Genomic DNA, 11,591 nt, shown 5'->3' on the forward strand with positions numbered 1-11,591 from the left:
AGAGTTAATGTGAAGATTAAAAGAAATTTATCGGATGCGGATATGTTCCGTGGCATGGAGGAAGAGGAAAGTTTTGAAACAGCGCTGTTAAGCGACGACAGCCGACGTGTAAAGCTGCGTAAAAATTCTTCTTCAATCAAAAAGGAAGCGGAAGCCATGATGCTTCCGCCGGAAGCAATAGAAAAACTGAACCGCTGCATTTTGGAAGTGAGTATGGAATGGCTGAAAGATAAAGGCGGGGATGTAGACTGGAAAGTGGTGCGGGATGGAACCAGCATCATCATTAAACCGGCTCCCGCCAAAAAGAAGGTACGCCCATGAATAAAATTTTCTTTCCCCAGGGTACGCTGCATATTAATGATGAACAGCCTGTAAAAGAAATTGTTTTTTCCGTATGCGGAGGCCGGAAACCGGCCGCCGGCTGGTTAGAGATGACAGCAGAGAATCTTTCGGGAACACCTGAATTGTTAGCTGCCGATAAAGGAATCAATTATTACCATGCTGCAGGATTAAGCCCGGACAGAGTCATAGGCGACGGCGACAGCGCAGACCGTTCCCTTTGGAAGCAGGCCGTGGAAAGCGGAAAAGCCACCGTATTTCCGGCGGAAAAGGATCAGACAGATCTGCAGCTGCTTCTGGAACTGTTACCTCCTGAAAAATTATGGATTTTTTCCGGCGTATTCGGAGGGCGGCTGGATCATCTGCTGAGTGCGTTTGAAACATTAGGCACGGCGGCGCTGCAGAACAACCGTGTGATTGTAATGGCAGATGAAAGGGAAATTGCGGTATTTGTTCCGGCAGGAGTGAATATCAGGTTTTATCCGCCTGCGGAAGAATCACCGGTAGCGGTCTCCCTGCTTTCTTATACGGAAAAAAGCAAGGTTACCGTCACCGGTACCAAGTGGACGCTGGAAGAAAAAGAACTGACCCGCGATAATCCGTATGCTGTCAGCAATGAAATGAGCGAAACGGAAAAGCTGCATGAACTTCCCCATATTTCTTTTACCTGCCTGGAAGGCATGACGCTATTTTATATAGCGGGATAATATAAGAATAATAAATTAGTTTATAATAAAGAATGTTATATGAGGTGATACAGTGGACGATACGACAAAAACCCCTGACCAGGAAACCATAAACGAACAGACAGAGGGTATGGTGAACGACGACGGTTATATCGCTTCCAGCGGAAAAATCGAGGAAGTAGATTTAACCAATAAAATGAAAGATTCTTATATCAACTACGCCATGAGCGTAATTGTCCAGCGTGCGCTGCCTGATGTAAGGGACGGTCTGAAACCGGTACACCGGCGTATCCTGTATGCGATGCAGGAAGCAGGCATGGCATCCAACCGTCCTTATAAAAAATCGGCGCGTATCGTCGGTGAAGTGTTAGGTAAGTACCATCCCCACGGAGATTCTTCCGTTTACGACGCAACGGTGCGCCTGGCCCAGGATTTTAATACACGTTACCTGCTGGTAGACGGCCACGGCAACTTCGGAAGCGTGGATGGCGACAGCCCGGCAGCCATGCGTTATACGGAAGTCCGCATGACAAAGATTGCGGAATCCATGCTGGAGGATATTGAAAAAGATACGGTTGAATTCATACCTAACTACGATGAATCTTTAAAAGAACCATCCGTATTGCCGGCGAAGATACCGGCTCTGCTGGTAAACGGTTCCGCCGGTATTGCCGTAGGTATGGCTACCAATATTCCGCCTCATAACCTGCGGGAAGTTGTCAGAGGCATCGATATGCTGATCGACAACCCGGATGTATCGGTAGATGAGCTGATGACTGCCATCAAAGGCCCGGATTTTCCCACCGGCGCTACCATTTTGGGAAGGGAAGGCATCCGTCAGGCTTACGCAACCGGCAGGGGCATTATTAAAGTCAGGGCCAAGGCCGAGATTGAGCCGATGCCTAAAAACAAACACCGCATCGTAGTAACAGAAATTCCCTATCAGGTGAATAAAGCCCGGCTGTTGGAAAGCATTGCCAATCTGGTAAAAGACGGTGTAATAGAAGGTATTACCGACTTGCGGGATGAGTCCGACCGCCGCGGGATGCGGGTCGTAGTAGAACTGCGGGCCGATGTGGTTCCGGACGTGATCCTTAACAAATTATATAAACATACACAGTTGCAGGACTCCTTCGGCGTTATCATGCTGGCGCTGGTGGACAACAAGCCGAAGGTTCTTAACCTGAAACAGATCCTGGAATGTTATGTTTCCCATCAGAAGGATGTTGTGACCCGCCGGACCCGTTACGATCTGGCGAAAGCAAAGGAACGTGCGCATATTTTAGAAGGATTAAAAATAGCATTAGATCATCTTGACGAAGTAATCCACACGATCCGAAACAGTGCCAACGCGGAAATCGCCAAGGCTTCGTTAATGGAAAAATTCAGCCTCTCAGACCGTCAGTCCCAGGCTATCCTGGATATGCGGCTGCAGCGCCTGACCGGTCTGGAACGGAAAAAGATTGACGATGAATATATTGATGTATTACAGACCATTGATTATCTGGAAAGCGTGCTGGCCGATGAGCAGAAAGTTCTGGGTATCATTAAAAAGGATTTGCAGGAAAAAGCGGACAAGTTTGGCGATGACCGCCGGACGGAAATTGTAAATGATACCGGGGATATGGATGTGCTGGATTTGATTGCGGACGAAGAAATCGTCATTACCCTGAGCAACCAGGGCTATATCAAGCGGCAGACCCCGGATAATTTCCGGAAGCAGCAGCGGGGCGGGATCGGTAAAAAGGGAGGAAGCGGCAAAAAGGAAGACGATTTTACCCAATATTTGTTCCTTGCCACCACCCACAATTATATTCTGTTCTTTACAAACAAGGGACAGGTCTATACGCTGCGGGGCTATCAGATTCCGGAAGCCGGACGCACGGCAAAAGGATCTGCTATTATCAACCTGCTACAGCTGAGTCCTGGTGAAAAGATTACCGCGGTAATCAACGTTTCCGAATTTGAAGAAAATAAATATCTGTTCATGGCTACGGACAAAGGCACGGTAAAACGCTGCAAGCTGACAGATTTTTCCTTTGTGCGCCGGAGCGGTCTGAAAGCAATTGTCCTGAATGAAGACGAGGAGCTGATCAGCGTCAGGATGACGGACGGCAATGCGTCCATTTTGATAGCGACCCGGGAAGGTATGGCGATTCATTTCAGTGAGGAGGATGTACGCTGCATGGGCCGGAGCGCCCACGGTGTACGGGGCATCAATCTGGGGCTCCACGATACGGTAGTGGCGATGGATTATGCATACGACCCGGAAAGCGAAGTGCTGACGGTAACCGAAAATGGTCAGGGAAAACGGACGAAGCTGTCCGAATATACAAAGCAGACCCGGGGCGGCAAAGGCCGGATCAATTACAAACTCAATACCAAAACCGGTGAAGTTGTCGGTATGACGGTCGTAGATCCGAAAGATGAGTTGTATATAATTACCGCAGCCGGTATCGTGATCCGCATGGATGTGGACCAGCTGCGTAAGTTAGGACGCAACACCATGGGCGTGAATGTAATCACCCTGCGGGAAGGCGACAAAGTGACTTCGATTGCCGCTGTGGAATCCGAAGAGGCAATTGTAAAGCAATAAAAGGTTTCATAAAAAAATATAACGCCGTGGATAAAAATCGTGCAAGGTTTTCCACGGCGTTTTGAAATTCATAATCGCGATATGCCATAGTATATGTTACAATGAATACAGAGGAAAAACAGTATTTTTTGATTTTTAGTGTGCGACTTTTTTAATAAGGAACCCAAAAAAGCATTGCAATTTTAGCATGGGAAGTGAAATAATGAATTTTTTTAAGGAAACGGACGTTGTAGTCATCGGCGGGGGCATTGTTGGAACAGCCATTCTGCGTGAACTGTCTAAATATGATCTTCGCTGCCTTCTGGTCGAAAAAGAGCCGGACGTGGCCGTAGGTACTACCAAAGCAAACAGCGCGGTCTGTCATGCGGGGTTTGACGCACCCACGGGAAGCTGGAAGCAGAAAACCAACGTCCGGGGCAACGCGTTGTATCATCAGCTGCAGGATGATTTGAATCTGGATATCAAATGGACAGGCAGCCTTGTTGTCGCAACAAATGACGAGGAAGTTCAACATCTGCAGGTTTTGCTGGAACGAGGCAGGGCTAACAGGGTTCCCGGCCTGGAAATCCTTTCCCGGGAGGAAGTGCTGGCAAAAGAGCCGAACCTTGTAACAGCAAAAGCGGCACTGTGGGCGCCTACGGCCGGTGTGATGTGGCCTTTTGGATGTGCGGTGGCTTTTGCCCAATGTGCAGTACAGAATGGCGCACAGGTTATCTGTGACTGTGCAGTGAACGGTTTTGTTAAGGAAGACGGTGCTGTAACCATAGTAAATACAACAAAAGGTCCCATCAGGACAAAATGCGTAATCAACGCCGCAGGTATTTATGCGGAAGAAATCGCCAGACTGGCAGGAGATGATTCCTTTACCATTACGCCCCGCAAAGGCGAATACATTTTATTTGACAAGATGGCTGCGTCTTCTTTGGTGTATGGTGTTGTGTTTCCATGTCCCAACGAAAAGAGCAAAGGGATTCTGGTATGTACCACAACCCATGGCAATACGTTTATCGGTCCTACTGCCAATGACCAATTTAATAAAGAAGATACTTCCGTTACACCGGAAGGGATGGATGAGGTCATTGCCGGAGCCCGGAAGTTGATTCCGGATCTTCCGTTGGGAGCCTCAATTACGGAATTTGCCGGGTTACGCGCAGTTTCAAGTACAGGAGATTTTATTCTGGGGGCTTCCGGAGTGCCCGGATTTATCAATGCGGCCGGCATTCAAAGTCCGGGCCTGGCTGCGGCGCCTGCCATTGCTGAAATTGTAGTAAATGCCGTCGGGAAGGAAATATATCTTCGTAAAAAAGCCGTCTGGAACGGAAGACTGCCGAAAAAGACTGCGTTTAACAAGATGACCGTTGCAGAAAAACGGAAGGCGATTGAAGAAAACAGTTTGTACGGCCGTGTGATCTGCCGCTGTGAAACGGTAACAGAAGGTGAAATCGTGGATGCGATCCGCCAGCCGGTGGGAGCCCGTACGGTTGACGGTGTGAAGCGACGCACACGGGCCGGCATGGGACGCTGTCAGGGCGGATTCTGTGGTCCGCGGGTAACGCAGATACTGGCCCGGGAATTGGGAATTCCAGTGGAAAAGGTGCTGAAGGAACGGCAGGGATCGGAACTGTTTTATAGAAAGTTTGAGGAATGAAAACGGTTGAAACCGCTTACCCTGAACGTTAAAATAAAGCGGGAATCGATTTTGGTGTTGGAGTGAAGAAAATGGAACTTTATGACGTAATTATTATTGGCGGCGGTCCGGGAGGTCTTTCTGCAGCATATTCCGCTTATCGGAACGGGGCAAAAAAAATTCTGGTCATGGAACGTGACCGGGAACTGGGCGGTATTCTGCAGCAGTGCATTCATAACGGGTTTGGCCTGCATCATTTTAAAGAGGAACTGACAGGTCCCGGATATGCCGGACGTTGTATCGCCTTGATTAAGGAAAAGCCTGAAATCCAGACGTTGACGGATATGATGGTTCTGTCTGTTTCAAGAGATAAAAAGGTCACAGCGGTAAGCCCGGAAAAAGGGTTGTTTACTGTACAGAGTAAAACCGTTATACTGACCATGGGGTGTCGGGAACGTACCCGGGGAGCCATCCGTACCGCAGGAGAACGTCCGGCCGGTGTATTTACGGCAGGAGCGGCTCAGCGTATGGTGAATATGGAAGGGTATCTGCCCGGCAAGAAGATCGTGATTTTAGGCAGCGGGGATATCGGTCTGATCATGGCCCGCCGCATGAGCCTGGAAGGTTGTAAGGTACAGGCGGTGTGTGAAATCTGTCCGTATTCCAACGGGCTGACCCGCAACATGGTACAATGTCTGTATGATTTTGATATCCCGTTGTATCTTTCCCATACGATTTTAAAAATCAAAGGCCGGGACCGTGTGGAAGGCGTTACGGTTGCCAAAGTAGATGAAAAGATGCGTCCCATTCCGGGAACGGAGTTCGATATTGAATGTGATACCCTGTTATTATCTGTTGGCCTGATTCCGGAAAATGAGCTTTCCATGGCGGCCGGTGTGGAAATGGCACCTTTTACCAACGGGCCTAAAGTAGACCAGCGGCGGCAGACAAACCTGCCGGGCATTTATGCTGCGGGAAACGTGGTCCATGTACATGACTTAGTGGATTTTGTTTCCGATGAAGCGGAGATTGCAGGTAAGTTTGCGGCGTTAGAAGCACAGGGCAATTTGGCACCGGCCGTGAATACAGTAGAGGTTTCCCCGGTAAACGGTATCCGTACCTGTGTGCCGCAGGTACTTCATCTGCCGGAAGGCGGTGAGCCTGTAAGGCTGTTTATGCGGGCAGGCGCTCCGGACCGGAAGGTTACCCTGGAGGTAAAATGCGGCGGGGAAGTGCTTGTGAAAAAGATGTTGCCGGTAGTGAAACCCAGCGAGATGATTACGTTGGATATTCCTGCCGCGAAGACAGCACAGATGCATGATAAAATTACAGTAGGCCTTCAGCCAAAAAAAGTTTAATCTGTGTCTCCTTAAGTAAACATTATTTTGCAGGCATGCAGGCTGTTGCAACTATATTTCATATTAAAACACGGAGAAGAGAGAAAAAATGGAAACAAAAGTAATGAACTGTATTATGTGCCCGATGGGCTGTGAGATGACAGTAACGCTGGAGAATGGAAAGTTTGCCAGCGTTACCGGTAACACCTGCTCCCGGGGCGCTAAATATGCTGAGACGGAAGTGACAGACCCCCGGCGTATGCTCACGACCACGGTACGGATCAAAGGCGGTCCGCTGCCTCTTCTCCCCGTAGTTTCTGCCGATGTGCTGCCCAAAGGGAAGATTGCGGACTGCGTTGCGTATCTTCGCAACGTGACCGTGGAAGCGCCGGTGAAAGCAGGGGATGTGATCGTGCCGGATATTCTAGGCTTGGGTGTTGATATTGTAGCAAGCAGGGATATGTGAAATAATTAATTAGTTGTGATGCCGATGGAATATCGTTTTTAAGCACTGACTATATTTTATTAATTATTCTAAAAAAATAAAACATTTCTGAAAAACATAGTTTTAATCTGTTTTTTTTGTGGTATAATAAAAAATATAGATTATGTTTTATACTGAAACTATTGCAGTTAAAATAATTCAAGGGAGGGTCCATAGTGTCTGAAACAAAGTTATTTCAGGAAAAATGCCGGCGATTAGGCGCAAAGATTAAGTATTATCGTACTATTGGAGGTATGAACCAGACTGTATTAGCGAATAAGCTTGGAATATCCTATCAGTACCTGAGCCGCATTGAATGTGGAAAACAGAGTCCCAGTTTTCCGCTTCTGGTTGCGTTGGCAGAAGAATTGCATGTTGATTTGGCTGAACTAGTCAGTGAGGATGGTCACAGATTCTGATTCGGGTATTCGATCTTTCTACAACTGAAAACTGATTCATTTAATAAAAAATGAAACGGCATCGTTTGCGATGCCGTTTTTTAATAGCATAGGCCCGGGAATACTGGATAAGCGCCCGGGCCTGTTCTAATTTAAAAAATATATAATGTCAGTCTATCGTCCAGCTGACCTGATTGGTATGCAGATAATGCTCTGCTTTTTCGGATAAGGGTTTATCCAGGAAGTTTTTATACAATTCCTGAATATACGGATTTTCGTAAGATACACGGAGTTTGGAACGTTTATCCAAATCTTTAAGGTAATTGCCACGTTCCCATGCCAGCTCTTCGCCTTCGTGGATGGGCTGTCCGCCACCGCCGCTGCAGCCGCCGGGGCAGGCCATGACTTCTACGAAATCGTAATGGACCGTTCCTTTCTTGATAGCTTCTACCAGATCCCGGGCACATCCCAAGCCGCTGGTGACAGCCAGGCGTAAGGTAACGCCGGCAACGGTGACTTCTGTTTCACGCCAGCGATCCAGCCATTTCCACTGAATAAAATTATCCGGATCCGGCGGGTTCTGACCGGTCAGCATGTAATACGCATTACGCACGGCTGCTTCCATTACGCCGCCAGTCGTACCGAAAATGACGGCACCGCCGGTACCTTCGCCCAAAGGTTTGTCGAAGGGCTCCGGTTTCAGTTTGGCGATGTCTACATTAGCCGCCTTTAACATACGGACCAGTTCCCGCGTGGTGATAACATAGTCGGTATCTTTAATGCCGGGTTCACTGTTGACTTCCGGAACATCGGCTTCATATTTCTTTGCCACGCAGGGCATAACGGCTACGCAGACGATTTTTTCCGGCGCCACATCAAGCAGTTTGGCATAGTAACTCTTAACTATGGCGCTGAACATGGACATGGGTGATTTGGACGTGGACATGTAATGGACCATTTCCGGATATTCCTTTTTCAGGAACCGGATCCAGCCCGGACAGCATGATGTGAACATCGGGGAAGGGTATTGACCTGCTTTTTCGATGTGTTCAATTAATTCTGCACTTTCTTCCATTATAGTTAAGTCAGCAGAGAAGTTCGTATCGAACACGTAATCAAAACCCAAATGGCGCAGGGCTGCCGCCAGTTTTTCCGGTGTAGCCATTTCTCTGGGAACGTTGGCTTCTTCCGCCCAGGCGGTACGTACGGCCGGCGCAGGCTGTACAATGACAATTTTATCCGGATCCGAAATGGCATTCCAGATCTTTTCCGTATCATCCCGTGCGCTTAATGCGGCGACCGGGCAATGGGTAATACACTGGCCGCACAGGGTGCAGGTGTTCTGTACCATACCGACCCGGGTCCGTTTCCCGGTATTTACCAGATCCCATACATGCATGTTCTGCACCTGGTCGCATACCTGGATACAACGCATGCATTTTACACATTTTGTTTCATCTCGGTTCAGGGGGAAGGTGTTATCCCAGGCTTCCTGCCGGAATTTTTTGGGATAGGTTTCCATGTTTACGCCCAACAGTGCCGCAACCTTCTGCAGCTGGCAGTTGCCGTTACGGGGACAGGAGGGGCAGTTGCAGTTATGCTGGGATAAAATCAGCTCAACGTTTAAGCGGCGTGCCATCCGGACCTTGGCGGAACGTGTGGAAATTTCCATTCCTTCCCGAACTTTGGTGTTGCAGGAAGAAACCAGACGGTGCTGGCCTTTTACTTCTACCAAACACAGGCGGCAGGCGCCGATTTCGTTCAGGCCTTCCAGATAACAGAGAGTGGGGATTGCGATTCCGTGTTCACGGGCGGCCTGCAAAATCGTGCTGTCATCGCGAACCTGCAGTTTCTTTCCATCTAAAATAATGTTTACCATGGTAAATGACCTCCCTGTTTTAAGGCACCGAGGCCAAATTTATCACAACGCAGGCAGCGCAGTGCTTCCTGTTTCGCTTCGGTTTCGGAAAGACCCAGGCCCACCGTCTGGAAGTCATGCTTCCGGTCACCTGCTTCTCTTTCCTTAATGTTGCAGCGCCCGCAGGGTTTCCTGTCGATAAAATGAGGAACGGCTGCCTCCACGCCGAAATCCAGCTTATGGTCGTAACCGAGATATTTGTCGATATTGATAGCGGAAACCTTACCGGCTGCAATAGACCGGATCAGGGTAGCGGGACCGGTTACGCAGTCGCCGCCGGCAAAAATACCGTTACTTCCGGAAATGGAACCGTCAGCCATTGCATCAATTACACCCTTTTTGACCGGAACGCCCTGCTGGCTGAAACGCTGCCATTCAATATCCTGGCCGATTGCGGAAACAATCAGGTCGCAGGCAAGTTCCAGTACGGGTTCCGGCGCGTCATAAGGTTTCGGACGGCCGCCTTCAATGGGGCCGGGGATCTGAGGACGCAGGGCCAGCGCTTTTACATGGCAGTTTTCATCAGTTTCCACATGGTCCGGTGCGTACAACTGCAGCAGTTCACAGCCTTCTGCAATGGCTCCGTCGATTTCTTCATCTAACGCAGGCATTTCCGCACGGCTGCGGCGATAGGCGATATAAACCTTTTCCGCACCCAGACGTACGGATGTGCGGGCCGCATCCATGGCTACGTTGCCGCCGCCCACGATCACAACTTTCTTTCCCGTAAGATCCGGGGGATTCCCGTTTCCTACGTTGCCGAGCAGATTAATAGCCGGAATCACGCCGGTGCTGTCTTCTCCGGCGATGCGCATTTTCTTGGAGGTATGGGCGCCGAAAGAAAGATAAACGGCGTCATATTCCTTACGTAAATCTTCTAATGTAAAATCTTTTCCTACAGAAACACCGAACTGTGTTTTAATACCCGTAGACAGGATATGGTTAATATCCGCGTCCAGATATTTTCGCGGCAGTCTGTAAGCCGGGATGCCGAACCGGAGCATGCCGCCCAGTTTATCCAGGCGCTCCATGATAGTTACCTGGTGTCCCATTAACTGCAGGTAATAAGCGGTAGTCAGGCCGCCGGGGCCACCGCCAACAATGGCAATCTTTTTGCCCGTATCCGGCAGTCGTGCCGGAGCGGGGACATTGCCGATATGTTCTGCTGCGTAACGCTTTAAGCCGCAGATATTGATCGCTTCGTCGATCATGTTGCGGCGGCAGTTTCCTTCGCAGGGATGTTCACATACGAAACCGCAGGATGCGGGGAACGGATTGTCTTTTCTGATCAGCCGGATTGCATCTTCATTGCGCCCGTCAGCAATTAAGGAAAGATATCCGGGGATATCCACGTGCGCCGGACAGGCCACCCGGCAGGGTACCGGCTGGTTCTGGTGCATCAGACAGGCGTGGTGCTGAATATGCTCCTGATATTCGTCTGCAAACGCAGCCAGGCTGTTCAGTACGATTTCTGCAGCGCCGTAGCCGATGGCGCAGTCCGCGGAAAGAAAAATGCTTTCGGCGGTTTTCCGCAAAGTTTCCAGATCTTCCGGAGACGCTTCATTGTCCAGGATTTTTTCCAGCAAATCTCCCAGTGGCCCCAGACCGATACGGCAGGGAACACATTTGCCGCAGCTCTGGGTATGACACATGCGCACAAAAGAGAGTGTGATGTCAATAGGACAAACACCGCCGGGGCTGGCTTCCAGACGCCCTTCCATGGTCTGGTACATTGCGTCGAGAACTTTTTGGGACTTCTCGGGAATGTCCAGTATAATTTTGCTCATGATGATTACCTTCCTCTATAATGTAAGCAGGTAGTATGTGCGTTCTGCTTTCAATGTAGTATATCACATTTTCAATAATTAACAAAATATAATATACGCTAACAAAAACAAATGACGATAGACACGGTTTTTATAAAAAAAATGTAAAGTTTTTAACAAAAACATGTTGACAAGGAATGAAAGAAGTGCTATTATAATCAAGTCGTCGAAAGACGATACTACGTCGGGGTACTTTTCTGAAGCTCTTCGGGAGCGAAGAAAAGTACAGAACGTAGAAAAAAAGTAGTTGACAACATCAGCCAGATGTAGTAAACTATGCAAGTCGTCGAAAGACGGCGGAACCTTGAGAACTGAATAACGAACCAGATGAATGTGCGGGTCAGCTCTTTTTAAAGGAGCGGCCTAGAGAAGTCAAAGAA

Annotated in this window: 9 protein-coding genes; 7 read left to right on the plus strand and 2 right to left on the minus strand. The window is 48.9% G+C overall.

Annotation, left to right across the window (positions count from 1 at the left end; genetic code table 11):
• Positions 1 to 9 precede the first annotated feature (9 nt).
• The 7 genes from ACZOWY_RS10850 to ACZOWY_RS10880 all read left to right on the plus strand — a co-directional run bounded on the left by ACZOWY_RS10850 (position 10) and on the right by ACZOWY_RS10880 (position 7,488).
• A complete protein-coding gene (locus ACZOWY_RS10850) occupies positions 10 to 321 on the plus strand; it encodes a hypothetical protein (RefSeq protein WP_484397563.1) in 312 nt (103 codons plus the stop codon).
• Positions 318 to 1,046 (plus strand): thiamine diphosphokinase, encoded by a 729-nt coding sequence (locus tag ACZOWY_RS10855; protein WP_484397567.1) that lies wholly within the window; start codon positions 318 to 320, stop codon positions 1,044 to 1,046. Before ACZOWY_RS10850 ends, ACZOWY_RS10855 begins: the two co-directional genes overlap by 4 nt.
• Before the next feature lie 109 nt (positions 1,047 to 1,155).
• On the plus strand, positions 1,156 to 3,621 hold the full coding sequence (gene gyrA, locus ACZOWY_RS10860; RefSeq protein WP_484397613.1) for a DNA gyrase subunit A: 2,466 nt from the start codon (positions 1,156 to 1,158) through the stop codon (positions 3,619 to 3,621).
• A 202-nt stretch (positions 3,622 to 3,823) separates the two neighbouring features.
• On the plus strand, positions 3,824 to 5,269 hold the full coding sequence (locus ACZOWY_RS10865; RefSeq protein WP_484397573.1) for an FAD-dependent oxidoreductase: 1,446 nt from the start codon (positions 3,824 to 3,826) through the stop codon (positions 5,267 to 5,269).
• Between the two features lie 71 nt (positions 5,270 to 5,340).
• Complete coding sequence (locus tag ACZOWY_RS10870) at positions 5,341 to 6,606, plus strand: NAD(P)/FAD-dependent oxidoreductase (RefSeq protein ID WP_484397578.1); 1,266 nt, start codon at positions 5,341 to 5,343, stop codon at positions 6,604 to 6,606.
• Between the two features lie 88 nt (positions 6,607 to 6,694).
• Entirely contained in the window at positions 6,695 to 7,051 is a 357-nt protein-coding gene (locus ACZOWY_RS10875) for a DUF1667 domain-containing protein (protein WP_484397582.1), read from the plus strand.
• 194 nt (positions 7,052 to 7,245) lie between these two features.
• On the plus strand, positions 7,246 to 7,488 hold the full coding sequence (locus tag ACZOWY_RS10880; protein WP_484397587.1) for a helix-turn-helix domain-containing protein: 243 nt from the start codon (positions 7,246 to 7,248) through the stop codon (positions 7,486 to 7,488).
• 148 nt (positions 7,489 to 7,636) lie between these two features.
• Here the strand turns inward: ACZOWY_RS10880 and ACZOWY_RS10885 are convergent, their stop codons facing one another.
• Positions 7,637 to 9,346 (minus strand): [FeFe] hydrogenase, group A, encoded by a 1,710-nt coding sequence (locus tag ACZOWY_RS10885; RefSeq protein ID WP_484397593.1) that lies wholly within the window; start codon positions 9,344 to 9,346, stop codon positions 7,637 to 7,639.
• Positions 9,340 to 11,172: an NAD(P)-binding protein gene (locus ACZOWY_RS10890; RefSeq protein ID WP_484397598.1), complete on the minus strand. Its 1,833-nt coding sequence runs from the start codon at positions 11,170 to 11,172 to the stop codon at positions 9,340 to 9,342. Before ACZOWY_RS10890 ends, ACZOWY_RS10885 begins: the two co-directional genes overlap by 7 nt.
• Positions 11,173 to 11,591 lie beyond the last annotated feature (419 nt).

Source organism: Succiniclasticum sp., from assembly GCF_056977735.1.

Excerpts from the sequence above, each read along its gene's own strand:
- ACZOWY_RS10855 (WP_484397567.1), top strand. The coding sequence starts at position 318 with ATGAATAAAATTTTCTTTCCCCAGGGTACGCTGCATATTAATGATGAA.
- gyrA (WP_484397613.1), top strand. The coding sequence starts at position 1,156 with ATGGTGAACGACGACGGTTATATCGCTTCCAGCGGAAAAATCGAGGAA.
- ACZOWY_RS10865 (WP_484397573.1), top strand. The coding sequence starts at position 3,824 with ATGAATTTTTTTAAGGAAACGGACGTTGTAGTCATCGGCGGGGGCATT.
- ACZOWY_RS10870 (WP_484397578.1), top strand. The coding sequence starts at position 5,341 with ATGGAACTTTATGACGTAATTATTATTGGCGGCGGTCCGGGAGGTCTT.
- ACZOWY_RS10875 (WP_484397582.1), top strand. The coding sequence starts at position 6,695 with ATGGAAACAAAAGTAATGAACTGTATTATGTGCCCGATGGGCTGTGAG.
- ACZOWY_RS10885 (WP_484397593.1), bottom strand. The coding sequence starts at position 9,346 with ATGGTAAACATTATTTTAGATGGAAAGAAACTGCAGGTTCGCGATGAC.
- ACZOWY_RS10890 (WP_484397598.1), bottom strand. The coding sequence starts at position 11,172 with ATGAGCAAAATTATACTGGACATTCCCGAGAAGTCCCAAAAAGTTCTC.